18 protein-coding genes are annotated in these 26,427 nt (G+C 68.5%); 11 read left to right on the top strand and 7 right to left on the bottom strand.

From position 1 onward, the window contains the following. Positions 1-59 precede the first annotated feature (59 nt). The 4 genes from CMC5_RS10355 (at position 60) to CMC5_RS10340 (ending at position 5,050) form a co-directional block, all read left to right on the top strand. Entirely contained in the window at positions 60-1,076 is a 1,017-nt protein-coding gene (locus CMC5_RS10355; protein ID WP_050430244.1) for a peptidylprolyl isomerase, read from the top strand. Between the two features lie 11 nt (positions 1,077-1,087). Beyond that, the gene (locus CMC5_RS10350; RefSeq protein WP_050430243.1) at positions 1,088-1,447 is read left to right on the top strand and encodes a YkgJ family cysteine cluster protein; all 360 of its coding nucleotides are present in this window, start codon (positions 1,088-1,090) and stop codon (positions 1,445-1,447) included. Between the two features lie 295 nt (positions 1,448-1,742). Further along, positions 1,743-3,608, top strand: coding sequence for an FAD-binding oxidoreductase (locus tag CMC5_RS10345; protein WP_050430242.1), 1,866 nt, complete (start codon positions 1,743-1,745; stop codon positions 3,606-3,608). 14 nt (positions 3,609-3,622) lie between these two features. Beyond that, positions 3,623-5,050 (top strand): 1-acyl-sn-glycerol-3-phosphate acyltransferase, encoded by a 1,428-nt coding sequence (locus CMC5_RS10340; protein ID WP_050430241.1) that lies wholly within the window; start codon positions 3,623-3,625, stop codon positions 5,048-5,050. On the opposite strand, the gene CMC5_RS48415 is transcribed toward CMC5_RS10340, so the two are convergent. The 4 genes from CMC5_RS48415 to CMC5_RS10325 form a co-directional block, all read right to left on the bottom strand. Then, on the bottom strand, positions 5,040-5,162 hold the full coding sequence (locus CMC5_RS48415) for a hypothetical protein (protein WP_281180845.1): 123 nt from the start codon (positions 5,160-5,162) through the stop codon (positions 5,040-5,042). The genes CMC5_RS10340 and CMC5_RS48415 overlap by 11 nt on opposite strands. A gap of 5 nt (positions 5,163-5,167) precedes the next feature. Continuing rightward, entirely contained in the window at positions 5,168-6,553 is a 1,386-nt protein-coding gene (locus CMC5_RS10335) for a serine/threonine protein kinase (protein WP_050430240.1), read from the bottom strand. Positions 6,554-6,560: 7 nt separating this feature from the next. Beyond that, a complete protein-coding gene (gene gpmI, locus CMC5_RS10330) occupies positions 6,561-8,192 on the bottom strand; it encodes a 2,3-bisphosphoglycerate-independent phosphoglycerate mutase (protein WP_050430239.1) in 1,632 nt (543 codons plus the stop codon). A gap of 107 nt (positions 8,193-8,299) precedes the next feature. Next, positions 8,300-9,019 carry a ribonuclease HI gene (locus tag CMC5_RS10325; protein ID WP_245678390.1) on the bottom strand — a complete coding sequence of 240 codons (720 nt, stop codon included), beginning with the start codon at positions 9,017-9,019 and terminating at the stop codon, positions 8,300-8,302. A gap of 196 nt (positions 9,020-9,215) precedes the next feature. On the opposite strand from CMC5_RS10325, the gene CMC5_RS10320 reads away from it, so the two are divergent. From CMC5_RS10320 to CMC5_RS10310, 3 genes are all read left to right on the top strand, one after another. Beyond that, complete coding sequence (locus tag CMC5_RS10320) at positions 9,216-11,750, top strand: FG-GAP repeat domain-containing protein (RefSeq protein ID WP_156338427.1); 2,535 nt, start codon at positions 9,216-9,218, stop codon at positions 11,748-11,750. Positions 11,751-11,790: 40 nt separating this feature from the next. Then, positions 11,791-12,276, top strand: coding sequence for a hypothetical protein (locus CMC5_RS10315; protein WP_050430237.1), 486 nt, complete (start codon positions 11,791-11,793; stop codon positions 12,274-12,276). Between the two features lie 249 nt (positions 12,277-12,525). Next, complete coding sequence (locus CMC5_RS10310; protein ID WP_050430236.1) at positions 12,526-14,352, top strand: nitroreductase family protein; 1,827 nt, start codon at positions 12,526-12,528, stop codon at positions 14,350-14,352. A 143-nt stretch (positions 14,353-14,495) separates the two neighbouring features. Here CMC5_RS10310 and CMC5_RS42290 read toward each other — a convergent pair. Both CMC5_RS42290 and CMC5_RS10305 read right to left on the bottom strand, forming a co-directional pair. Beyond that, positions 14,496-15,298, bottom strand: a protein-coding gene (locus CMC5_RS42290) for an IS5 family transposase (RefSeq protein ID WP_156338426.1) whose coding sequence is annotated in 2 segments (ribosomal slippage) — positions 14,496-14,974 and positions 14,974-15,298 — 804 coding nt in all. Because the reading frame shifts where the segments join, the coding sequence is not laid out codon by codon here. Positions 15,299-15,450: 152 nt separating this feature from the next. Beyond that, positions 15,451-16,092, bottom strand: coding sequence for a hypothetical protein (locus CMC5_RS10305; RefSeq protein ID WP_156338425.1), 642 nt, complete (start codon positions 16,090-16,092; stop codon positions 15,451-15,453). A 420-nt stretch (positions 16,093-16,512) separates the two neighbouring features. On the opposite strand from CMC5_RS10305, the gene CMC5_RS44225 reads away from it, so the two are divergent. From CMC5_RS44225 to CMC5_RS10290, 3 genes are all read left to right on the top strand, one after another. Further along, positions 16,513-16,665: a hypothetical protein gene (locus tag CMC5_RS44225; protein WP_156338424.1), complete on the top strand. Its 153-nt coding sequence runs from the start codon at positions 16,513-16,515 to the stop codon at positions 16,663-16,665. 321 nt (positions 16,666-16,986) lie between these two features. Continuing rightward, positions 16,987-20,481 carry a hypothetical protein gene (locus CMC5_RS10295; protein WP_156338423.1) on the top strand — a complete coding sequence of 1,165 codons (3,495 nt, stop codon included), beginning with the start codon at positions 16,987-16,989 and terminating at the stop codon, positions 20,479-20,481. Between the two features lie 15 nt (positions 20,482-20,496). Then, positions 20,497-22,119 (top strand): hypothetical protein, encoded by a 1,623-nt coding sequence (locus CMC5_RS10290; protein WP_050430232.1) that lies wholly within the window; start codon positions 20,497-20,499, stop codon positions 22,117-22,119. A gap of 416 nt (positions 22,120-22,535) precedes the next feature. Here the strand turns inward: CMC5_RS10290 and CMC5_RS10285 are convergent, their stop codons facing one another. Beyond that, positions 22,536-24,122 (bottom strand): serine hydrolase, encoded by a 1,587-nt coding sequence (locus CMC5_RS10285; protein ID WP_050430231.1) that lies wholly within the window; start codon positions 24,120-24,122, stop codon positions 22,536-22,538. 206 nt (positions 24,123-24,328) lie between these two features. Here CMC5_RS10285 and CMC5_RS45735 point away from each other — a divergent pair, with 206 nt between their 5' ends. Further along, positions 24,329-25,459, top strand: coding sequence for an alpha/beta hydrolase family protein (locus CMC5_RS45735; RefSeq protein WP_050430230.1), 1,131 nt, complete (start codon positions 24,329-24,331; stop codon positions 25,457-25,459). Positions 25,460-26,427: the final 968 nt, after the last annotated feature.

Below are 26,427 nucleotides of genomic sequence, written 5' to 3'. Positions count from 1 at the left end.
GCGCCAGGCATGCTCGATGTCTGGATCCAGCCGGATCCATGTGGTAGGCAGCGGTCTGGATGCGCCGTCTCCGTCACCTCGCCGTCGCTGGATTGCTCCTCGCTTCGCTGTCCGGCGCCACGATCGCAGACGCCATCGTGGTCGAGCGCATCGTCGCGGTCGTGGGCGATCGGCCGATCTTGCTCTCGGAGCTGCGGCGCCGCGCGCGCCCGTTCCTCATCCAGGTGCATCAGCGGGTGCCACCGGGCGCGCAGCAAGCCGCGGCTGAATCGCAGATCTTCCGCGATCTCATGGAAAAGATGATCGAGGACGAACTCATCACCCAGGCGGCGGAGAAAGCCAACATCTCCGTCACCTCGGAAGAGCTGGAGAACGCAATCCGCAACCTCGCCGTCTCGCAGGGCACCACCCCCGCCGGCATCGTGAAGCTCGCCGCCGAGTCGTCCGGCCTCACCGAGCAAGAGTACCGCGACGAGCTGCGCCGACAGATCCTCGAAGGCAAGATGCTCCAGCTCCGGACCAAGAACCGGATGCGCGTCACCGACCAGGATCTCTCCTCTGCGTTCGATCGCGTCGTGAAGGCCGAGATGCGGCGTCGCGAGTACCACCCCGCCTGGATCGTGCTCCGCGTCTACCCGGGCTCCAGCCCCGACGCCGTCGAAGAGCGCATGGCGCTCGCGCGCTCCCTCGCCGAACGGATCAAGCGGGGCGAAGACTTCGCGGCGCTGGCCCGACAGTTCTCCGACGACACCGCGACGCGCGAGGCCGGCGGCGACCTCGGCATCCGTGCGCCACGCGGCAGCGAAGCGGCGACGAGCAATCGACGCCCGGTCATGGATGCCGCCCTGGAGAGCGCGCTGATGACGCTGGAGCCGGGTCAGGTGGCTGCACCGCGCCGCGCGGGCGACGGCATCGTGATCTTGAAGCTCCTGAGCCGCCAGCCCTCGCGCTACACGACCATCGAGGCCGCGCAGAACGAACTCCTCCAGCGCATCCAGCAAGAGACCATGATGAAGGCGCGCCGGCGATGGCTCGACGGGCTCAAGCGCCGGTCCCACCTCGACGTTCGCCTCTGATCCGCAAGCCCATGCGTCCCGACGACGTGGTCGTCCCCGAAGACTGCACGTTCTGCGGGGCGTGCTGCTTCTCGACACTCCCCGAGTACATCCGCGTCTTCGGCGTGGATCACGACCGGATGGACGACCGCGCGCGAGCGCTGACCCACTTCATCGGCAACCGCTGCTACATGCGCCTCGACGAGGGGCACTGCTCCGCGCTGAAGCTGGATCCACAGGAAGGCCGGTTCCTCTGCTCGATCTACGAGGCGCGGCCCGACTGCTGTCGCGCCCTGGATCGAGGCAGCGGTGCGTGCCGGGGCGAGCTGCACGAGAAGCGTCAGCGCCCGCTGATCGCCCTGGAACGGCTGCGGCAGGGCAAGGCCGACTGACGCAGCGCGGCAACCCGCAACGACGCCGTCGCCTTGCTTTCGCGGCTGTCGACGCGCCTTCGCACCGCACGCGAGCGTGCGTGCAGCGGTCGACGTTCGGCGGTCAGCAGTGGTAACAGGGCGTCGTCTGTGACCATGGCACCCGGTGTTACCACCTTCCGGATTCGTGTTACGGTCCCGACCGCCACCTGACAGGTCCATGGCGGTGGGTGTGTCGCCCGCCCTAGCCTGTCCCCCGGTGGCCGGTCTCGACCCGGGCCATCGGGGTGACTCTCGGTCGAGAGGCTCCCCCGCGATGGCTCACGGAAAACGCGACGCAGCACCCCCTCCCGCTTCCGCCAACCTCCCGCCCCGCGGGTCGAGGGCGCCCGTCACCCGCATCACGCCGCCCCCCGCCGCCCTTCCCCTGGACGACGAGAGCAAGGACGGCTGGGGCTTCGCCGACACCCGCTTCGTCGTGAAGCCGAACGGCAGCGTCGTCCTGACCGGGGATCGCTACAACATCAGCAACGTGGAGCTGCCCTCCCTGCTCCCGTGGATCTCGGGGATCCTCTCCGCGCCCCTGTCCTACGGCAACCGCAACGAGCCGCACTACCCGCCGGCCGTGCCCGCAGCGCGCGAAGCCACCGCGCTCATCGACGAGCTGCGCACCTTCCTCGACGAAGACCAGGTCTCGACCGACGACCTGGTGCGCCTCCGCCGCGGCCACGGCCACACCGGCGCGGAGATCTGGGCCATCCGTTACGAGCACCTCGACCGCGTGCCGGACCTCGTCGTCTTCCCCCTCTCGCACGACGAGGTCGTGAAGCTGACCGACGTGGCGAAGAAGCACGGCGCCTGCCTCATCCCCTTCGGCGGCGGCACGAACGTGACCGACGCCCTCCGCCTCTCGATCGACGAGCAGCGCGTCGTCATCGCCGTCGACATGCGCCGCATGAACAAGGTCCTCTGGATCGACACCGTGAACCGCATGGCCTGCATCGAGGCGGGCGCCACCGGCCGGCACATCGTCGCCGAGCTGGCCAAGCACGGCATGACCATGGGCCACGAGCCCGACAGCCTGGAGTTCTCCACGCTCGGCGGCTGGATCGCCACGAATGCCAGCGGCATGAAGAAGAACCGCTACGGCAACATCGAGGACCTCGTCCTCGACATGCAGGTCGTCACCGCCCGCGGCGTCGTCGAGCGCCCCCAGGTCGCCCCCCGCGAGAGCGTCGGCTCGAACCCGAAGAACTTCATGTTCGGCAGCGAGGGCAACTACGGCATCGTCACCACCGCCGTCGTGAAGCTCTTCCCCGTCCCCGAGGTGCAGCGGTACGGCAGCGTCCTCCTCCCCGACCTCGAGCGAGGCCTCGCCTTCCTCTACGACCTCCAGCAGTCGGGCGCGGTGCCGTCCAGCGTCCGCGTCATGGACAACACCCAGTTCCACTTCGGGCAAGCGCTGAAGCCCAAGGCGGCCGGCGTCCTCGCGAAGGTGAAGAGCACCGCCGAGAAGCTCGTCGTCACCAAGGTGAAGGGCTACGACCCCAACCGCATGGTCGTCGCCACCATCGTCTTCGAAGGGACGAAGGAGGAAGTCGACTTCCAGGAGTCGACCCTCTACCGCATCGCCGAGCGCCACGGCGGCATGAAGGCCGGCGCCACCAACGGCGAGCGCGGCTACCAGCTCACCTTCGGCATCGCCTACATCCGCGACCTCACCTTCGAGCACTGGGCGATCGCCGAGAGCTTCGAGACCAGCGTGCCCTGGAGCCGCGCGCTGGAGCTGTACGATCGCGTCCACCGCCGCGTCCTGCGCGAGCACGAGCAGCGCCGCCTGCCCGGCAAGCCGTTCTTCACCGGCCGCATCACCCAGGTCTACCCGACCGGCGTGTGCATCTACTTCTACATGGGCTTCTACGCGAAGGGCGTCGACGACCCCGTGCGCCACTACAGCGAGATGGAGCACGCCGCCCGCGAAGAGATCCTCGCGTCCGGAGGCTCGCTCTCGCACCACCACGGCGTGGGCAAGATCCGGCAGGACTTCGTGAAGGAGATCTACTCCGAGGGCTCGCGCGAGTTCGCGAAGCAGGTGAAGCAGGCCGTGGATCCCGAGAACCTCTTCGGGGCCGCGAACCACGGCGTGCTCGGGCAGATCCAGATCGAGCGCGGCGAAGGCTGATCACGGAGGGCACGATGCACGGGCAAGCAACGGAGGAGAGGCTCGCGGGACGGGTCCACGACGACGGTCGCCTGGACCTCATGTGGTCGCTCGACAAACCCCACGGCAACTGGGCGATCCGGACGCTGGGGTACGGGCTGCGCAAGACGCTGCGGCGCTGCACGACGGCGGTCACCTTCGACCGCCCCTCGTTCCGCAGGGCCGCCGCGTCGATGCCCGACGACGCCCTGTTCATCCTCGCGCCGTCGCACCGCAGCTACTTCGACTTCCTCCTGTCGAGCTACCTGTGCTTCCAGCACCCCGAGCTGGAGATCCCCGTGCCCCACATCGCCGCCGCCGAGGAGTTCTCCCGCATCCCCCTCGTGGGGCGCCTCTTGCAGCGCTCGCAGGCGTTCTACGTGCGCCGGGGCGTGGGCAAGGAGGTCCACGAGGTCAGCGACGCCCTGCGCCGGCTCGTCGCGCGCGAGGCCTCGGTGATGTTCTTCATCGAAGGCCAGCGCAGCCGCTCCCGCCAGGCGCTCGTCCCCCGCCGCGGCCTCTTGCGCGCGCTCCAGGCGACGGGGCGGAAGTTCGTCGTCCTCCCCATCGCCATCTCCTACGACCGCGTGCCCGAGGAGAGCTCGTTCGAACGCGAACTGTCCGGCGGCAGGCGCTCCCGGATGTCCCTGACCGCGATCCTCCGGTGGCTCTCGCAGATGGCGCGGGACGAGGTGCAGCTCGGCCGCATCCACCTCGCCTGCGGCGAACCCCTCCCGCTCGACACCTCGAGCGACGTGCGCGGCCTCGCGAAGTCCATCGTGTCCGAGCAGCTCCGTCACACCGCCGCGACGAGCTTCCACCTGCGGACCTTCCTGGAGAACGCCGCGCTGCCCGGCGTCGACGAAGCCTGGCTCGCCGACGCCATCCGGCGCCGCGGCGGCCGCGTGCTGGACAGCGACCTCGCCGTGCCCACCGTCTCGTCGCCAGCCTTCCAGCAGTCCCTGCGCAACCAGTGGATGCACTGGTTCCACGACGACGCCCGCGCCCTGCTCCCCCACAGCCTGGTCGTGCGGGATCACACCACGCGCCACGGCTGGTACAGCCGCGCCACCCCTCCCGAAGACGTCGCCGATCCGCGCGTGAAGCAGGTCGTCTCGGCGCTGTTCGGCCCCATCGCGCTCGACTACGCGCTCGTCGCACAGCGCCTCGGGACTCCCGGCCGCTCCCTGGACTACGCCGGCCCCCAGGCCCTCGTGGGCGCTTACCCGAGCGCGCACCTGCCGACCATCACCGACGCCTACCTCGCCCTCGCCGACCGCGGCATCCTGCGCGACGGCTACGAAGCCGGCCGCTACACCTGGGGCCCTTCCCCCGAGGAGCTGGAGACCTTCCGCGCACAGACCTGCGCCGACGCCTGGGCGCTCACCGGCATCCCCGCGGAAGCACCGCGCGTCATGGCCTGAGCGCCAGCGCCTCCAGCACCCCCAGCGCTCCCAGCACCGCCAGCACTGCCAGCGCCCCCAGCGCCCCTCCCTCGCCCTCGGGCGCGTCACGGCACGCCGGCCAGCCCTCCACCCCCCTCAGGGCGAGTCGTCTTGCGCCCCGGCATCCACACCGGCGTCCGGCATGGCGCGGTCGATCTTCAGCGTGACGTCGAGCAGCACCGTCTGCCCCGCCGCGATGACCACCTCCCGCTTGTCCTCGGGCGCGTTCGGGTGGCGGAACGTCACGTAGTGCCGCCCCGGCAGCACGGGGATCGATCGCGCGATGGGCGTCACGTCGACCAGGTCCCCATCGAGGAAGACCTCCGCCCACGGCTTGGCCAGCACCCGCAGGTACCCCCGCGGCCCCGTCGCCCGATCCGCAGCCTCCGCAAGCCCGGGCGCGTCCGGCTCATCGTGATCCCGCAGCCCCAGCTCGATGGCGGCCCCCCCCACCACGATGAGCGCGAACACCACCAGCAGCGGCCGCGCCTCGACGATGAGCGGAGCCCGCGGCACGGGCACCGGGAGCCGCGCTGGCTCGAGCGCGGGCTTCGCTCCACCTCGCTGTGTGGCCCCCCCACCGAGCCCCTCCAGCTTCGCCCCCGAGAGCGCCTTCGCGACGAGCGCCGACTCTGCCCCCGGCGCGAACCCGCGCTCCGCGAGGATCTCTTCGAGCGCCGCGACCACCGCATTCCCGTTCGCGTAGCGCTGGTCCGGCTCCTTCTCCAGGCACCGCAGCACCAGCAGCTCCAGACCGCGCGAGACCTCGGGCACCACCGCGCGCAGCGGGCGCGGAGGCTCCCTCCGGACCCGGTGCGCCGCGCTCCGCCCCTCCGCCTGCGCGGGCCCGAACGGACCTTCCCCCGCGATCATCTGGTGCAGCAGCACGCCGAGCGCGAACACGTCCACCGCCGGCTGCGGCCGCTCCCCCAGGATCTGCTCCGGCGCCATCAGATCCGGGCGCGCCAGCTCCAGCGCCTCGAATGGCTCTTCTTCACCCCCCCGCCCCGGCTCCCGCGCCGTCGACAGGTCGAGGATCTTCACCCCGCCCGCCGGCGTCACCGCCACGATCTCCGGCGCGAGCCCGCAGTGAACGACCCCCCGCTGATGCAGGTGCCCCACCGCGCGCGCGAGCTGCGCCGCGATGGCCGCCGCCTCGTCCGGCCCCAGCCGCTTCACCCGCCCCAGCACCGCCGCGAGCGTCGGCCCCGCGACCGGCTCCAGCACCAGCCCGAGGCCCCCCTCCTCGCGCAGCACATCCTGGATGGTCACGATCCCGGGATGGTCGAGCCGACCCAGGATCTTCGCCTCACGCTCCAGCCCCGCAGCGAGCGGCCCACCCCGCGCCACGGACGCCTTCAGCGTCTTGATCTGCACCTCGCGCCCCAGCTCCACGTGCTCGGCGCGGAAGGTCACGGTGAACGCGCCTGTCGCGACCTCGCTTCGGAGCCGGTACGGGCCCAGCCGTCTCTCGTCCGTCACGAGCCGTCTACACGCGGACGCGGAGCGAGCGCCCCGTCATCACCGCAGGCTGTGGCAGTCCCAGAAGCTCCAGCAGCGTCGGCGCGACGTCTTCCAGACGCCCCCCCGACCGCAGCCCGATCCCCGGCTCGCTTGCGCTCACGTAGTGGAACGGCACCGGGTTCCTCGTGTGATCCGCGTGGGGCCTCCCCTCCTCGTCCAGCATCTCCTCGCAGTTCCCGTGCGCCGACGTCACCATCAGCACCCCGTCCCCCGCGAGCACCGCGTCCGCGATCACCCCCACGGCCGCGTCCACCGCCTCCACCGCGCGCGTGGCCACGTCGAGGTTGCCGGTGTGACCGAGCACGTCCGGGTTCGCGAAGTTGACCAGGATGAAGTCGTACGCACCGCTCTTCACCGCAGCGGCCGTCTCCGCCGCCACCGCCGTGGCGTTCATCTCCGGACGCTCCACGTGGCTCGCCACGTCCCGGGGCGAAGGCAGGATCCGCCGCTCCTCCCCCTCGAACGGCGTCTCGCGCCCACCGCTGAACATCCACGTCACGTGCGCCGCCTTCTCCGACTCTCCACACCGGAGCTGCTTGAGCCCCGCCGCCGCGATCACCTCACCGAGCGACTCCGTCACGTGCTCCCTCGGAAACGCCGTCGGGAGCTGCAGCGCCGGATCGTGCTCCGTCAGCGTCCTGAAGCAGTGCTCCTGGAACGCGTACATCGCCCTGCCCCGATCGCTCAGCCACTCCAGCACCTCCTCGGGGACGTTCCGACGCACGAACATCGCCGAGAGCTGACGCAGCCGATCCGCGCGCACGTTGAGTGACAGCCCCACCTCCTCACCGAACCACTCCCAGCTCGGCGTCTTCGACGAGAAGTCCGCCATGAAGCTGCCCTGCATCCCCTCGTAGTCCCCGATGCGCACCGGCTCGATGCGCTCCTCCGTGAGCCCCATGGCGTACGCCTCTTGCAGCGCCTCGAAGACGGAAGCGGACCGCTCCGCAGGCCCGCGCACGATCGCCTCGTACGCCTTCCTCGCGCGATCCCAGCGCCCGTCGCGATCCATCGCGTAGTACCGCCCCGACAGCGTACCGATGACCCCCGTCCCCTTCAGCATGTCCTCGATCGGCTCCAGAAGCTCCCAGGCGCTGCGCGGCGACGGCTGACGGCCGTCGAGGAACACGTGCAGCACCACCTGGACCTCGAAGAACTGCGCCATCCGGATCACCTCGTGCAGGTGCGCACGCGACGCGTGCACGTCCGAACCCGACACGAGACAGAACAGGTGCAGCCTGCTGTTCAGGATCTCCTTGGCGATGGTGAACGTGTGCGCGAGGACCTCGTTGGTCGCCAGCTTCTCCGCAGCCAGCGCCTCGTCGATGCGCGAGCGCTCGGAGCGCGGCACCCGACCAGCGCCCAGGTTCAGATGCCCGGACGCGCTGCACCCCGTGAGCCCCTCCGGCAGCCCCACGTCCACGCCGCTCGCCGCGAGCGTCGTCCGCGGATACGCCTCCGCGAGCGCCGTCAGCCGGGGAGTCTGCGCGCGCGCCACCGCGTTGCCCTCGGTCTCGGAGCGCTCACCGAGCCCATCGAGGACACAGAGCACGAGAGGTCGTCGTCTTGCTCCGAGAGGCGGCGCGGCTTCGCTCATGCGGCGCAATCTACACCGAAGCGCGCCGCTGGTGACGCGCCGCGAAGCCCGTCGCTGGTGACCCCCCGCGGAGCGCCACGGCCCGACCGAGAGATCCGCACTTCAGCTCACTGGGCGGCGGGAGGGGGCTGCTCGAAACGGCGTGATTTGCGGGTACGAACCGCCTCGCGCGCCAGCTCGTCGGCGCGCTCGTTGCCAGCGTGACCCGAGTGACCAGGCACATAGCGGATCTGCGTGTTCGTCCGCGTTTTCAGCGTGCGCCGCAGCTCGTCCACCAGCTCCACGTTCGCCTTGGCCTTCCAGCCTTTCTGGAGCACGCCGATGGAGTACTGGCTGTCCGTATAGATCACCATCCCCCGGGCCGCGTCCGTCACTTCCTGGAGAACACGCAGGATGGCCGTCAGCTCGGCGATGTTGTTCGTCCCCACGCCGAGGTATTCGCTCAGTTCGACGGTGCGGTCGCCATCCTTCATCGTCACGCCCAGGCCCGCAGGCCCGGGGTTTCCCGAGCAGGCGCCGTCCGCGTACGCGGTGACCGCCCCTTCCGGAATGGGCGCAGACGACACGCCTCCGCTCGCGCCACGACGCGCGGAGCCTGTGCGTCCGGTCGCCGTCCCACCGCCCGCCTCTGCGGCAGCCCCCTTCTCGGCCTTGCGCACCGCCTCTGCGGGACCGCAGGTATCGTCGGGGAGTGGCGCCCCAGCGACGACTTCCAGGTTGTCCGGACGCGCCTCGTAACGACGCCCGTCGTTCGGCTTGTAGCGGATCTCCACCCGCCCATTCTCGGCGTGCAGCGCGCCAGCGGCGTCGGAACGAGCGTAAACCACCTGACCACGAAGACGCGCACGAACCCAGGGCACGCGCGCACCCTGGCATGAAATGACCACCAGCGGGAAGAGGCGCCGATCGCAACCGCCCCTTTCGCCTGTCCTGCGGTTGAGGCACAGTGTCTGCTTCCTTTCTCCCCACCCGTGACCCGGGTCGCTCGACTCGACCCCTCACCTTCTCGAAGGAGCTTCGCCGATGGGTAGGCGACGACATCACTGGTTGATCCTGCTCGGTGCGGTGACGCTGGGCTCGATGGCCACCATGCCTGGCTGCGGCTGCGGCAGCGACGATGGCCAGAACCCCGCCAACACCGGAGGCGCCGGAGGCGTGGGCGGAGACGGGAGCGGCGGCGAAGGAGGCGGCCTCTTCCCCGTCGGCCCTGGTGGCGGCAACACGCCCCAGGTGGAGTGCACCGAGCCCTGCGAGCAGGGGAACATCTGCTCGCACGGCACCTGCGTACCGCTCACCCCGTGTACCAACGACAACGACTGCTCGAACGACACCTACTGCGTCGCCGCCGAGGGCTGCTTGCCCTGGGAAGGCGCGATGCCGTCGAACGACGACCAGTGCATCAACGTGATCGCGCCCGGCATCTTCTCGCCGAAGATGAAGTGCGAGTTCAGCGCCGCGCCGGACGGTGACGCCTTCCCTGGCCACGTCGACGTGCAAGGCACCCCGATCGTCGTCAACTTCAACGTCCCCGCCGACTCGGGCCCGCCCAGCATCGCCGCGACGTTCACCGCGACGGTCAACAACGGCTACACCGAGGACCTCGGCGTGATCCGCGTCCTGCGCGGCACCAACTGCACCCTCGAAGCCAACCTCGGCGGCACCGATCTCGACGGCGACGGCACCATCGACTGGATCGTCTCCTCGGCCTCGCTCGCCGCCGGCGATCTCGACGGCGACGGCAGCGCGGAGATCGTCGCTTACGGCGCCGACGGGTCCATGCTGGCCTTCACGCGCAAGGCCGGCAACTGGCAGCTCCTCTGGAAGTCCCCCTACCCGGGCGGCGTGAACTGGACCCCCTGCAACACCGCCAACCGCCGCTGCACGTACGGCTGGTCGGGTCCCGCCATCCACGACCTCGACGACGACGGCATCCCCGAGGTCCTCCGCGAAGGCGCCGTCTTCAGCGCCACCGGCGCGTTCATCACCGGCAACCCCCCGGGCTACCTGAACTACTCGCAGGGCATGTTCCCCATCGTCGCCAACCTCGACGACGACCCCGCCATCGAGACCACGAACGGCGACTTCATCTGGGAGTGGACCCCCACCGGCTGGGTGATGGAGAGCTACTTCCCCGGCGCGAACCCGGCCGTGCCCGGCCACGTCGCCCTCGCCGACTTCGGCGCGTACGGCGGCGCCGGCATCCCCGCGAACTCGCCCGAGATCGTCGTGGTGCGCTCCGTCTCCGGCAGCCACACCGTCACCGTCTACGCGCGCGACGGCGTCTATGCCCAGCCCCCCACCGCGGTGCCTGGCGCTGGCGGCGGCGGCCCGCCCACCATCTCGGACTTCGACGGCGACGGCTTGCCCGAGGTCGCGGTCGCCGGACAGGCCTACTACACCATCTACGACATCGACTGCGGCCCCAACCCGCGGCCGAACGGCACCTGCTCCGCCGGCCCTTGCGACTTCGCGCCCGGCGGCGTCTGCCCGACCAACGGCTACATCGCCTGGTCGCGCCAGACCCAGGACATCTCGTCCAACGTCACCGGCTCCAGCGTCTTCGACTTCGAGGCCGACGGCGTGAGCGAGGTCGTCTACGGCGACGAGTGCTTCACCCGCGTCTACAACGGCCAGACCGGCGACGTGCTCTTCAGCCAGTACCGCTCGTCGTGCACCTGGAACGAGAACCCGATCATCGCCGACGTCGACGGCAACTTCCGCGCCGACCTCGTCGTCCCCTCGAACAAGGCCTGCTCCCAGGGCGGTGCCGGCGTCGCGTGCAACATGCTCGACGCGAACGGCGTCGACGTGCAGTTCCCCGGCCTCCGCTGCGAGCAGAGCACCGACTGCGTGTCCGGCGTCTGCGACAACGGCCTCTGCCGCTGCACCGCCGACGGCCAGTGCTGCGGCGCCATGAACGACGCCGCTTGCCTCGCCGAGGGCTACCGCTGCGCACCGCCGCCCGCCGGGACGCCTGGCTCCGGCAACACCTGCCGCGCCGCGCATCCCACCGGCGTCTCCGGCATCCGCGTCTACTCCGACGCCAACGACAAGTGGGTGCGCTCCAGGACCATCTGGAACCAGCACGCCTACGCCGTCACCCACGTGAACGAGGACGGCACCATCCCCCGGACGAGCCAGTGGGTGCAGAACTGGACCGTCCCCGCCTTGAACAACTTCCGCCAGAACGTGCCCGGCAACCAGAACGGCACGGCCACGGGCGACGCCACCGCCGGCGCCTCCATCAGCGTGAGCTGCGGCGGCACCGGCGCGACCATGCGCGCCCCCATCTGCAACCGTGGCGCCGACAGCATCGGCACCGGCCTCAGCGTCGGCTTCTACGCCGGCGGCACCAACGTCTGCGCCACGGCCACCAGCAAGGCCCTCGCCCCCGGCGAGTGCGAGACCGTGAGCTGCGTCTGGGCCACCGCGCCGACCTCGCAAGGCGCCGCCGTCGACGTGACCGTCATCCCCAACGACGACGGCGCGTACGCCGAGTGCAAACCCGGCAACAACGAGGGCCTGCTGCGCGGCGTGTTCTGCACCCCGCCCCAGTGACCCCACCCCCCCGACGAGCCCGCCGAGGAAGACCCCACCCATGCAACGAGAGACACTCTGGAACCTCGGCGGCCTGCTCCTCGCCGGCATCATCGTCGCCTGCAGCGGGACCACCACCACCGGCGGCGCCGGCGAGGGCGGCTCGGCGGGCGGCACCTCCGAAGGCAACGGAGGCACGGGCGGCGCCGGCGGGGATTCGAGCGGCGGCCTGACCTGCGGCGTCCCCGCGCCTCAGGGCGGCCCCCTCGATCCCAACCTGTGCGGCGGCAGCGCCGCGTCGAACGGAAGCGGCGGCTTCACCTGCATGATGATGTGCGACGACACCGGCGCGCACACCTACGAGGTGGAGTGCAACGGCGCGACGTGCGACTGCAAGTACGACGGCACCGTGTACTGCTCCTGCGACCAGCCCGACGGCCCCTCCTGCTCCCGATCCTGCTGCCCCGCACCATGGCCCCGTGACCAGGGCGGCACGGGCGGCTCGGGCAGCTCCACCGTCACGACGACCGTCGGCACCGGCCCCTGACCGCTCCACCGTGCGCCGTCGTCGACCCTCCTCGACGGCGCACGCGACCTCTCCTCCCTCATCGCCAGCGCCTCCCTTCTCGACGGCGCACGCGACCTCTCCTCCCTCATCGCCAGCGCACGCGGCCTCTCCTCCCTTCTCGACGGCGCACGCGCGCTCTCCTCCCTCGCCGACGGCGCACGCGCGCTCTCCTCCCTCGCCGACGCTCGCCTGTTTGTCGTCGCCGGCGCCCTGCACTACGAGCCCCGCATGCACCCTGTCGCGCGGGCGCTCGCCTACCACGAGCAGACGAAGCATCACCTCCGCCGCTACGCGCGCTCCCTCGGCTACCTCGACTGGGACACCCAGCCCGACCCGTTCCGCCGCTACGAGGGCGCGCCTCGCGTCGAGCTCCCCCTCGTCGCGGCCCGCCTCACCGCCCGCTACGACGACCTCTACACGCCCGGCGCCATCCCGCCCGCGTCCCCTGATCTCGACACCCTCGCCGCCCTCTTCCAGCTCGCCCTCGGCCTCTCCGCCTGGAAGCGCTCCGGCCCCTCGCGCTGGGCGCTGCGCTGCAACCCCTCCAGCGGCAACCTCCACCCCACCGAGGGCTACCTCATCGCCCCGAGCACGCCCGCGCTCCCCGCAGGCGTCTACCACTACGTCAGCCACGACCACGCCCTCGAACGCCGCGCCACCTTCGACGACACCACCGCCCACACCTTCGCCGCCCTGCTCCCCGAGGGAGGCGTGCTCATCGGCCTCGCCTCCATCCACTGGCGCGAGGCCTGGAAGTACGGCGAGCGCGCGTTCCGCTACTGCCAGCACGACGCCGGCCACGCCATCGCCGCGATCCGGTACGCCGCTGCCACCCTCGGCTGGTCCGCGCGCGTCGTCGACGACCTCGGCGACACCCGCCTCGCCACCTTGCTCGGCCTCGACCGCGACGACGACGCCACCGACCTCGACCCCCTCGACCGCGAGCACCCCGACACCTTGCTCCTCCTCGCGCCGGGCCCCATCGCGCCCGATGCCATCCCCCGCTTCACCGAGGGCATCGACGGCGCCCTCAGCGCCCTCCAGCGCGCCACCTGGACCGGCCGACCCAACCCGCTGAGCAGCGATCACACCCGGTGGGAGGTCATCGAAGAAGTCGCCAGCGCGACAGCCCGCCCCGCAAGCCGCATGGCCGCACAGCAAGCGCAGCCCTCCGCCGCTGCACAGCCCTCTGCTGCACAGCCCTCTCCCGAGCCTCCCCTTCCCCCACTGCTTGCATCCACGCGCGCATCGCTGGCCGCGACGCTCATCACCACCCGCCGCAGCGCCGTCTCCATGGACGGCAAAACGCGCATTGCTGCCACCGACCTCTACGCCATCCTCGACCGACTCCTCCCGCGGCCGGGCGTCGCTCCCTGGGACGCATGGCCCATGCCCCCGCGCATCCACCCCGTCCTCTTCGTCCACCGCGTCGACGGTCTCGCGCCTGGCCTCTACATCCTCGTGCGCTCACCGGACGCCCACGACCGCCTCCGCGCCGCCATGCACCCCGAGTTCGCCTGGGAGCGCCCCGCCGGCTGCCCCGAGCACCTCCCCTTCTACCTCCTCGCCGACGCCGACCTCCGCGACACCAGCCAGATCGTGAGCTGCCACCAGAACATCGCGGCCGACGGCGCCTTCAGCCTCGGCATGCTCGCCGACTTCGGCGCGCCGATCCGCCGCGAAGGCGCCTGGATGTACCGACGCCTCTTCTGGGAAGCGGGACTCCTCGGCCAGGTCCTCTACCTCGAAGCCGAAGCGCTCACCCCGCACCTCGACCGCGACAAGGACCCAGCATCTCGCGAGCCTTCAGCATCCCGTGATCCTTCAGCGTCTCGCGACCTCGAGACCGAGCCCACGCGCGCCTGGCCTCCGCCCACGCCCCCCATTCGCGCTACCGGCATCGGCTGCTACTTCGACGATGTCTTCCACGAGATCTGTGGCCTCCAGGAAGACACATTCCAGAGCCTCTACCACTTCACCGTCGGCGGCCCGGTCGACGACCTGCGCATCTCCACATTGCCGCCCTACGCCCACCTCGGAACGCGCAACGGCTGATGTGCCGAGCCCATGCGAAACCTCGACGCTCGCATGCCCAGACAGCGACCGTGTTTCATCGAGCCAATGCGTTGACGCACTGCACGGCCACGGTGCATGAGCGTCGCGCTGTATGACCGCCGCTCAATATAGTCTAAGAGTGCCTAACAGAACCGGGACACGAATCTGAAGCAGAGCAGCGCTACGCCCAACATCAAGAAAGCACGGTGGATATCCGCCCGACGCTCGTACCTGATCACCAAGCGTCGGAAGCGGTGAAGCCAAGCGAGGGTGCGTTCCACCACCCACCGATGACGTCCAAGCCTTTGGGAGGACTCGATCCCTCGACGCGCAATCCGGGCACGGATGCCTCGACGCCGACACGCTTGGCGGCATCGCCGGTGGTCGTAGGCCTTGTCAGCGTGGAGTTTGGAGGGACGCTTGCGGGGTCGTCCACGCGGCCGACGGATGGGAGACACCTTGTCTAGGAGGCGCTCGAATGGGATCGAATCGTGGACATTGGCGCCAGTCAATTCGACCGCGAGTGGGACCCCTGACGCATCGACAAGAATGTGGTGTTTGCTGCCTGCTTTGCCGCGGTCGGTCGGGTTCGGTCCAATCTCCGCGCCCCCCTTTTTGCGGGTACGCTCGCGCTGTCCAGAGCTGCCCGGTTCCACGAGATTCGATCGGCACGACCCAACTCATCCAACAGAGCTTGATGGAGTTGCGGCCAGACCCCTGCTTCGTTCCAGTCTCTCAAGCGACGCCAGCAGGTCATCCCACTGCCACAGCCCATCTCTTGAGGCAGAAGTTCCCAAGGGATACCCGTCCTCAACACGAAGATGATACCGGCGAGTGCGTTCCGCGCTGGAACACGAGGCCGCCCGCCACGAGGCCTGGAAGGATCAGCCGGGATGAGAGGAGCGATTCTTTGCCAGAGTTCGTCAGGCACCAACTGCTTGCCCATGGCCCCAACCGTAGCCGCGCTTCGCTAGCGCGCCACGGGTTCTGTTAGGCACTCTAACTGGTCGGGTCTCTAGGCGACGAACTCCGGTAGCGTGGCCGCGGCAAGATGCCTCGCGGAGGCAAAGCCCTGGCGACAGCCTTATTGGGCACGTCTTAGCCGTGGTGCTCGGCGTATAGGGCGCTCGCTATCGCGTCCGCCCAAAGAAAGGCGAGCTGTCCCGGCTCCACTCTTTCCTCTTGAGCCAGTCGGACGCCTTCCTTGGACACTCGTGTCATGCTCGTGTCGAGGAGCCCATGGATATGAGCCCAAATTCTGTAGGCCATCTCCGACGAGGTGTCATTGTCCCGATAGAGCCGCAGTTCCTCGTCCGCCTCGGCGAAGTTGTCCGCGTGCTTGATCACGAGGTGGGTCCAGATGCTTCGCGTGTTTGCGACCCAGCAGATGCGCGGGTTCATCAAGCACGAAGCCTCCGACCCCACTCCGATCGCCAGGTACGAGAGGCCGGCCGCGCGAATGAGCTGCGGAACCGTTCGAGGTTGGGTCAGCGTACGAAACTTGCCGGCCAAGTCGTGCAGTCGGCGATTCACATTGCTGTTCGAACCGAGGATTTTCGGACCCAGATGATGCTCCGCAGCGCTGTAGTTCCCGGCCGGGTTCGACAGCCCGACGAGCAACTGCGAGAAGTCATCGCTTGGCCCCTGATCGTGAAGGCGCAGAAGCTCCTCATGAACGTCGATTCGTTCATCGTAGCGCTCCCGAGTGTCCTCCCACGACAATGAACTGAGCGCAGACATCGTCGACCACTCTACCGGAACCGGTTCCGAAGATCACCGCCCGATTGACACGTCTGTCACCGTTGTCGTCTCGCGGGCGCGTACCCGTAGCGTGAGCGCGGGGCCATCCTGTTCGAGGGCGAGCGCCATGAGCTGAGCGCCGGGGACCCAACGCTTGAGGGCATCGCGCCCATAGACTCGGGCCACCGCGTCGTTGCGCTGGTAGCGCTGGAGGGCCAGCCCCGCACCGAAGTTCGTGCGCTAAGTACCTGGTTCTCATCGCAAAAAGTCCTCGAAGCGAGATTCCAGCCTCCCGTTTCTCGGCTGTTTCGAGGCCTCTGATGTCGAAGTTGGGCGTTTCGGGATGTGAACTACCCTAGGCCCAGAAGGGCCGCGTCCGCGTCGGGCCGATCGAGCGGCCGACTCCCCGGCAGCATCGACGTGAAAGTCTTGCCGCTCCGCATGAGCGCCGCCGACGTCGCGGCCCTCGACGAGACGTGGAAGCGGCTCGGGCTCAAGAGGCGAACGGCCATGATCCGGAAGGCGGTCGCCTCACTGGTCGGAGAGGCTGCGAGAACCACCGCGGCCCGCTGACTTATTCTCAGCAACACGCCCAGCGGCGGCTCTCGGCCTTTTAGCCGAACCAGGTGGACATTCGGGAACTGCGAGAGGTCTCGGAGGTCGAGAGACCATCTCAATCACCGTCGTCTGCGGAGCTTGGGTCGCAGCACGGTTCGCGCTCGCCGCCCTGCCCCGCTGCCCGGTTTTCAGGGCAGCGGTTACCGACGCCAGTCCGAGTCTACGACGGTGTTTCGTTCTACGGTCGCCGGCACTTCTCTCAAGGGACTCGCGACGGTGACACCTTCCACTGTATGACGTCATCCACACTCAGTTAGATTATTCTGTCGAGGTCCCATGACGGAATCGTCCACACGCATGCAGATGGTGCGCCTACTCCGCAGTCGCAGACCGGTTCTCCTGATCGGGCAAAGCCTCTTCACGCATCCACCGAACGAGCTCCCCTCGCTGCGCGACCGGTGGCTCGCCGACAATCGATCGGTCGCGGAGCGGGCAAAGGAAGCCCGTAACGTTGGGGATGCAACGGCCATTCCCGAGAGCACGCAACGCGTCCTCGAGCTCGCCTGGGGGGCCGTGCTGACGAGCGGGTTCGACTCGACGACTGAGCGTGCGCTCAGAATCCCGTCGCGCCGGCTCGTCACGCAGGTGGCGACGCCGGAGTTCTCTGGCGGTGCGTCAGACGTGAGCCTGCGCCTCATCCGGCTTTTCGGTACCGTCGACCGCGAGATGGTCGCCGAGGTGCCGCCCGCCGATCGCAAGGCCCTCCTCGAACGACGCGGGACTGCACAGCGCATGCTTGGCAAACTGCCCGAGGTCGTCGGACCGCACGGCGTGCTCTTCGTCGACTATTGGAGCCCCAAAGAGGATTGGCTCCGCCCCAGAGATCTCGCTCCGCACCTCGCCCCTGTAGCGGAAGGGCAAGTCCACATCTTTGGGCTCGACGCCGCCGCACGTACGGAGCTGGAGCAGGACGACGACTTCTCCGGCCTGCTCGAAGACGGCCGCGTGAAAACCTACCCGGAGACGCTCGAGTCCCTCGTTCTCCACCTCCTCAGCGACGGCGAGATGCCCACGGAGGCCCTGGCCCACGTTACACCCGACGTGGTGACTGTTCCGGTCCTCGCGGAGCGCTTTCCAGCGTCCGCCAAGACGCTGGCGTCGCAAGAGCAGCTAAAGAGTGCGACCTTCGATGCGCTTGAATGGCGTGATCTCGAGATGGGGCAGATGCTCTTCAGCGAGATCGATCTCTCGCTGCCATTTCCGTCGGAGCCTCAGGACCGCTACCAGCTCTTCCGCGAGCTCCTCGCTCGCGGGCCGGGGCGCCACAACATTCGTTACGTCCGAGAACTCGCCTTTCGGCGACCCGCCGTCGACACCTTGATCGGACGTTGCCTCGACGTGGCGAAGGGATCTGCGCCGCAGGAGAACCTCGTGCTCGTGCGAGGCCAGAGCGGCGCAGGAAAGTCAGTGGTGCTCTCCGTCGCGGCCGTCGAACTGCGCCGCATGGGATTCCCGGTAGTCTATGTCCCACCGACAACCCTGCGACTCGACGTCACGCGCCTGGAGACCTTCGCAAGGCGGATCGGGAGCTGCTCCGAGGCACCCGTATTCGTCTTCTTCGACGGCCTGCTCGACGAGGTCGAGTACCGCGACTACTCGGAAACGTTCGCGGCACGTCTCACGAAGTGCGTCATCATTGGAACCTCCTACACGTTCCAGACAGCAGTAAGCCACACCATCGCGAAGCCCAAGGGACGCGATCGCGCATCCCGCGCGGTGAGGACGACGTACGTAGACGTCAACGTCGCGCTCACCCCTACGGAGAGCAATGCGCTAGTGCGCCATTTGGAGAGGTTCGTCCCTTCAGTCCCAGACGTCGTGAAGACGCTGGCGAGCGCGGGCGCGAATCATCTCTTCGCCGCCCTCTACCGCATTCTACCTGAGGCACGCACACCCCTGCGGGAGCAGTTCCTCAAGGAATGTGCGAAGGGTGCCGCGTTCCTCGAGAAGCATGTTCGAGAGCTGAGCCAGGCCGATGCCAAAGCGGGTAACGAAAAGCTGCTCGCACAGAAGCTCCGTGAAGCCCTCGGAGCCAAACTTGACGAGCTTCGGTCTTCAACCTCGACCGGAACGCCGGCCGAGACTGCGCAGATGAAGGCCGCGACCGATCAGCTTCTGAACGCGGTCATGCTGGCCACGTACGTTGGTTCGCTCATGCCGCAGACGATCGCCTTGCGCATTCTCAACTCGAACCTTCGCCTGTATCGCGGGGCGTTTACCGCCGGTTTCCTCGACGAACGAGAAGTGACTCCGGAACTCTACGCCCTCTCGGCGCGCAGCTCAACCGAAGCCGAGATTTGGGTTGGACGGTACCTCCAGGAGCCCGCTTCTCAGATGAGCATACTGAGGCAGGTCGCCAACCATCTTGAGCTGCGCGACCTCCAAAACGACAATTCGCCCGAACTCGACTTCCTCTGCGCAATGCTGCACGCACTAGGGCCACAGGGACGTCGCGACACGAGGCAGCCGACGCAGTACGATGAGATGGCAAGACTGGTCAGCGAGCTCCGCAAGAAGGGAAACGTCTCGCCGCGATTGAGCCTCATCGAGGCCAATGCCGTACGCGAGTGGATCCACGTCGGTCAACGGGGGCTGCAACCGCAGACGGCCGGGGCCGAACTCGATGGTGTCATGTCCCGTCTCCAGGATGCCGAGTTCGGGCTCCGAAAGACCTTCGACAGCCTTCGTGAACGCGAGGGTCATCGTCCAAAGGCGGGTGCTCGCCGGCTCCTGGCAACGCTTGAGACGGAACGCGCATGCGTCCTTGGGACCATGTTGGGCAGTCTCGTTCGCTGCCTACCCAAGCCGGAACACGCGAAACAGGGAATCCAGACTCAGGCCGGCCAGCTAATCCGAGCCGCCAGCGAGGCATGGCGAAAGGCTCTCGCGCTGAGCGACGACAACGTTGCCTCCGTGGACGCGGCGTGCTGGATCCTGGGCGAGCGCTTCCAGCTCGGCTTTCCGTCGGAGGAAGGGAGGCTCGAGTGCCTCGCCGAGTGGTCCGAGATGGTCGATCGCTACGCCGCGTTGGACCTTACCGAGTCGCAGGACCAGAGGCGCGACGACCGCTCGGCGGCTTTTGCCGAGGCTCTGGGCAATCAGGCGGAGTTCGCTCAGCTCGTCGCGCGGCTGCGCGCCAAGGGCTCCACGGCGGCGGACCTTCTGCTCGCGCGCGGAATGCTCGCCCAAGACGACGCCGCGGCGGCTTGCAAGCACCTCGAGAAACATTGCGAGGACAAGCTCACTACGGATCCGCGCGTCGCGACCTTTTATCTGCGGGCATGGTGGAAAGCGCAGACCGGCCACCCTCGATTCTTTCCACACCAGCGGCTGACGCCATCGTTCGGGAGTGCCGGCTGGGCGCGGCTCGAGCGGCTCGTCTCCGCGAGGCTCGCCTTCGAGCCTGATAGCGGGATGCTTCGATTCCTAAGGGCGGCGGCGCTCCTCCATCTCCGGCGGATCCCGGAGAGCGTCGACCTCCTGCGCGACCTCGACCGGGAGGCGCTGGGTGGCTCGCGCCGATCGAAGGCCCTCTTCCTTCACGCCGACGAGGCCGGCAAGCCAATCCCCTACACTGCGGTCTACCAGGGCAAGCGAACCAGCAGCGCCCTCCTCGTGTGGTGCGACGCGCTGCGGCAGAACATCACGTTCATACCGCAGGAGCACGGGCGCCAGGAGCCTCGCGTCGGAAGCAGCGTCGGGCCATTCCATCTTGCCATGACGTTCCGCGGCCTTTACGCGGACCCGCTATCGCGGGTCAACGATCGCTAGGAAGCGAGGCGTACGATGCCGGCAACGCTCGCCATCCCCGTTTCTGCGCTCGAAGAGGAGTGGTTCGTTCGCACCTTCTACGCAGCGCTCGACCGTGCGATCGAGGCTCCGCAGATGCTGTGGATCGTCGTTGATCACTCCAATGAGGGCGACATCCTGCTGCAATGCTATCGTCAAGCGCGCCCCCGGCGCCGGGTGCTTGAGCTGCGCGTCGAAGAGACTGATCCCGCGATGGTGTGGACCGACCTCGTGGGAACCGCGGACGAACTTGGCGCGCTCACGACCCTCGGTGATAGCGAGGCGGTGTTCCTCTACGGTGGCGCGCTCCTGCACCACGAACTCCTCCGTCCGTGGAAGTCGGGCCTTGAGGCGCTCAGCGCCGGATGGCGCCGCGCCGTCGTCGCACCCATCCACCGGCGCACGGTGTCGGCGTTGCCTGACCTGGTCAAGCCAGCGGCTGGATGCTCGTCGATCGAGGTCCCGGAGTTCCGGAACACTTCACGCGCGGTGAGAGTGGCGCTAGCGCACGACCTTGTCCGAGAAGCGTGGCCCGATCCCGCCCCGGCGGACGTCGCTGAGCTGCTTATCGAACGGGATCCGGCGAGTCGAACAGAGCTGCAGCGCTGGGTCGAGCACTGTGCTGTTGTCGCGGAGTCAGCCGCGGGCGCAAGTGTGCCGCCGAGCACATTTAGCTCATTCCCTCGCGTCCACTCCTTTCCGCGACCGATTCGGTCAAAAACGTCGCTCGCCGCGAAGTTTGAAATGATAAAGGCAGACATCGCCGAGACGGATCGCGCTTACGCCGACTGGCGCAACGAGCCGCTCTTCTCGCCGGTACAGGACGCCATCGCACCTTTCGCGTCCCACGATCCTCGAAGCTGGTTCGTGACGGCAGTGTCGTATGCAGCGTGTCAGTACTTCGATGCAGCTGCTCCTGTGGTCTTCAGGCTTTCCGAGCTAATTGTCGGCGACGATGGTCTTCTGCGGTTCGACCGCGAACCGGGCTTCTTCCGCGATCTGCGTGCCCTCCGGACGTATTTCCAGCACGGCCTTGACCTTAGCTCCGACAAGAACCGCCTCACGTACAACACGGTGATCGCCTGGTTCCGAGACCGCTGCGAGGCGGATGATCCGGGACGCGAGCATTGGCGTGCGCTCTCCGCAAGCTTCTTGGACTCCTGGCAGGATGTCACCCGACGAATGACGCACATTGCGCGCCGAGCCCTCGACGCACCGAACCGTGAGCACGTTGCGCGTGAGCTAGACAAGGAGTCGGGCCGACTGCCGGAGTGGCGCTGGCGCCAGATCGTGCAGGCAGCTGCTGAGGATCTCGGGCTTGCGACGGATGCGGGCGCATTCCTCCGGAGTCATCTTCAGGAAATGGGAGAGGCGCTGCGGAAGACGGCCCCCAGCAAGGACGCCATCGAGTCGGCCGCTCGCCGGCTGGCCGAGGTATGGCTCATCAAGATCGCCGACATGGCTCCGGTTAACGGTAGCGACTTCATCGCAAGGGGCCTTACTCCGGGCCCACGCGTTGGCGCGGCGCTCCGGCTCGCACGGGAGCTGTGGCCGAAGGATCGGAGTATGTCGAAGGCCGAGCTGATCTCGCTTGTCCTCGAGAAACTCGGCCCTGCATGACATGCGGTAGCCGTGCGATACACGCGTAGGAATCCTCGCACTCGCGATTTTTGCCGTGACCCATCAGCATAGCCTGGATGATGTCGCTCGCCCGTGCCCCCACGGTCGCTCGTGATGGGACGCAAGATCGTGGATAAGCGGGACGCGCGCTTCTGTCTTGTTCACGTCCACGGAGGACGACGGTAAGGGGCTGGACTCGGCCGAGGTAAAGACGACGGCTCTCACGATTGGTCTAGCTAACCGCGGCTCTATATAACCGCCGCGTTATGAACGACCTCTCAGCGATCCATGTCCCCGGACGCCCGACATCGCTGTTCCGCACGCACTGCACGCACTGCACGCACTGCACGCACCGCACGCACTGCACGCACCGCACGCACTGCACGCACTGCACGCACCACCGAGTGCCCCCGCCTTCACCGTGAGAACACCACCTCGTTGTCGAACGTCACCCGCACCGAGCGCGCCGCGCCCGACGCATCGACCGCGAACGTGACCTTCTTCCCGGCCCACGTCGCGACGAAGGGATCCCGCCACGTGGCCCAGAACGTATCGCCCTCCCAGGGCGCAAGCTCCGCCACGTACTTCGCGTTGTACGCGAACAGCAGGCGCTCGCCTTCCAGCTTCACTTCCACAGGGCCGGACAGCGCGTCCTCGAAGGTTCCCGTGTAGCGCTCCAGCGCCAGCGTGGGCTTCTTGTTCGCGTCGTGTCCCTTCTCCTCGGCCGCCTCGCGCGTCTTCTTCCGCGCTTCCTTCTCCTTGTGCCGGGCGAGCAGCTCGCCGCTCCAGTCGCGCTCGGGGGCACCCAGGTAGCCGTCGACGATCCGGTAGACGAGGGCGTCCGTGAGACCGTGCGGCGTCAGGTTGGTCAGCACCACGATGCCGAGCCGCTCCTCGGGGATCATCGCCACGAGCGAGCGCATCCCGTCCATCTCGCCCGAGTGACGCACGACCTTCCGCCCCTTGTAGTCGTAGAGGCTGAAGCCCAGCCCGTAGGCCGCGAAGTGCGTGCCCTCCAGCGCCTCGTCCTCTTCCGACACCGACAGCACCCGCTGGGGCGTGATCATCTCCCGCGCCACCGCGGGGCTCAGGACTTCCTTCCCCTCGAATGTGCCCCGCCCGAGGTGCAAGCGGAGCCAGGACGCCATCTCCGTCGCGCTCGACCAAAGCCCTGCGGCCGCCGCCACGTTGTCGAGCGCGGGTGACGGCAGCGACTGCACCTCCCCCTCGATCGTCATGTGCGCCGACGCCCGGTTCCCCGCAGCGGCCTGCGCGGTCGCGCGCGTCGTGCTCTCCTGCATCCCCAGCGGCTGGAGCAGCCGCTCCCGCACCACGTCGTCCCAGCCCTTGCCCGCCACCGCAGCCACGAGCTGCCCCGCGGCGATGTACATCACGTTGGAGTAGCCGTAGTCGACCCGGAACTCGCCCCTGGGCTTCTGGTGACGCAGACGCCGCAGCACCTCGTCTCGACCGAACGACGAGCCTTGCCAGAGGTGATCCGCCGCGTAAGGCGGCAGCCCCGAGCGGTGCGTGAGCAGGTCGCGCGCGGTGAGGTGCGCCGTGACGTACGGGTCGTGCATCACCAGCTCGGGCAGGTGCTTCGCGACCGGCTCGTCCCAGGACAGCTTGCCCTCGTCGACGAGCGTCCCCAGCGCCGCCGCGGTGAAGGCCTTGGTGCACGACGCGACCGAGAACAACGTGCGCTCGTCGACCCGCTCCGGCTTGCCACGCTCGCGCACGCCGTAACCGCGCGCGAGCACCACCACGTCGTCCTTCACCACCGCCAGCGCGAGGCCCGGCACCTCCCACGCGGCCATGGCCTCGTTCACGTCCTCGTCGAGCCCCGCCAGCGGATCCCGCGGCGCGCAGCCCGAAGGCGCGCGGGTCAGCCCGAAGGCCCCCACTGCGACGAGCACCGAGGCGCCCGCGAGCCCGAGCAGCCGCCGCCTGCTCCACGTCGCTCCGCCACGGAGCGTCCCCCCCTCCGGCCCGGGTACGAGCATCCTGAGTTCACCGTATCCCGTGCAAAGGACACGTCAATCCGAGCGCGCGCCTCCCTCGACACAACGACGCCGCGACGTGACGACGCTCCGTGTGCGCGCTTCCCCCGACACAACGACGCCACGTGTGCGCGCTTCCCTTGACGCGACGGGACGGCAGTCCTCTCCTCGTGAGCGCGGCGCAAGGCCGGGAAAGGCGGAGAGCAGGGATGACGCAGAGCGCGATCTTGGCGGGGCTCTTCGGGCTGACGCTCATCGCGGCCCTCGGGTGCGGCGGTGGCGATGAGCCCGGGGGATCGTCCGAGAGCAGCGGCACCACGAGTCCTCCTGGATCGGGAGGCCAAGGCGGTACGGGTGGCGACGGCGGCAGCGGCACGGGCGGTGACGGCGGCGCTGGAGGCTCGGGTGGCTCGGGCGGCTCCACCGGCGGCATCGGCGCGAGCTGCAGCGCCGAACCCCCGCCTGGCGCCACACTCGCCCCACCGCCCCCCGCCTACAGCGGCGGCACCTGCCCCGCCTTCACCGCGGGCGCGAACACCTTCGCCAGCAGCGGCAACCAGCGCTCGTTCCTCCTCGTCCTGCCCGACGAGATCGAGCCTTCCGAGTCCCTCCCCGTCATCTTCCTCTGGCACTGGCTCGGCGGCAGCGCCGAGGGCTTCTTCACGCGCGGCGAGGTCCAGGACGCCGTGAACCAGCAGCGGTTCATCGCCGTCATCCCCGAGTCGAAGGACGACATCCTCTTCAAGTGGCCCTTCGAGACCACGGCGACCAGCGCCCGCATGGAGGAGGAGTTCGTCTTCTTCGACGACATGCTCTCCTGCGTCTCCGAGCAGTTCAACGTGAACAAGGAGTGCGTCTCCAGCGCCGGCGTGAGCGCAGGCGCCCTGTTCACCGGCCAGCTCGCCGGCGGCCGAGGGCAGTACCTGTCGTCGATCCTGTCCCTGTCCGGCGGCGTCGGCGGTTTCATCAAGCCGTGGACCCCTCCGGCCCACAAGATGCCCGCGATGGTGCTCTGGGGCGGCCCGCAGGACACCTGCATCGTCATCAACTTCCAGGACACCTCCCGCAACCTGGAGACCGCCCTCACCGCCGACGGCCACTTCTTCCTGGAGTGCGTCCACAACTGCCAGCACGCCGAGCCCCCCATCGACGCCCCCTCCGGCGTCTCCACCTACGGCCCCCTCTGGCAGTTCGCGCTCGACCACCCCTACTGGCTGAACCCCGGCGAGTCCCCCTACACCTCCGCCGGCATCCCGCCCGAGCTGCCCACCTGGTGCGGCATCGGCACCGGCAGCTCCACCATCCGCACCGGCGACTGCCCCAACGCCCCCGGCTGCTGACGCCAAGGGCTGGAGCCGCGATGGGGAGCTGAAGCTCCCTTCCCCTCACGACCTCTCAACCCGTCTCCCTACTTCTCCGAACGGCCCCCGCTGCCGTCGCCCCCTTCTCTGAACGGCACTCGCTGCCGTCTCCCGCTTCTCCGAACGGCATCTGCTGCCGTCGCCCCCTTCTCCGAACGGCACCCGTTGCCGTCGCCCCCTTCTCTGAACGGCACCCGCTACCGTCTCCCCCTTCTCTGAACGGCACCCACTGCCGTCTCCCCCTTCTCTGAACGGCACCCACTGCCGTCGCCCCCTTCTCTGAACGGCACCCGCTACCGTCTCCCGCTTCTCCGAACGGCACCCGCTACCGTCTCCCGCTTCTCCGAACGGCACCCGCTACCGTCTCCCGCTTCTCCGAACGGCACCCGCTACCGTCTCCCCCTTCTCCGAACGGCACCCGCTACCGTCTCCCCCTTCTCCGAACGGCACCCGCTACCGTCGCCCCCTTCTCCGAGCGGCACTCGCTACCGTCGCCCGCTTCTCCGAACGGCACCCGCTACCGTCTCCCGCTTCTCCGAACGGCACCCACTGCCGTCGCCCCCTTCTCCGAACGGCACTCGCTGCCGTCTCCCCTCTCCGCGCAAAGGCCCTCCGCATCGCAAGAAGCGGTCCCGAAATCAGGGCAGCGTGCAGGACGCGGCCTGCTGCGTTTTCCCCGCCTGGGTTTCCACACGCGCCAGGCCACGGTCTTCATGCACCGTGCTGGCCAGGCCTCGGACCGCACCAGGCATAGCGATTGCTTTCGCATCCTCCTGCCACCCCCTCCTCCCGCCGCAGCCTCCTCGTCCTTCGTTCACTTCACGTCGACGTATACCGGTATGGCCATTGCACGCATCATTCCTCCGCCCACCATCGCGCCCGCACGACAGCGTCACGCAGCGACTCGGTATGGCCGTTGCATTCGCCGAACGACCGTCTCTCTTCCG

This window comes from Chondromyces crocatus, assembly GCF_001189295.1.
GTDB lineage: Bacteria > Myxococcota_A > Polyangia > Polyangiales > Polyangiaceae > Chondromyces > Chondromyces crocatus.
This window is presented reverse-complemented; position numbering and strand designations above follow the sequence as displayed.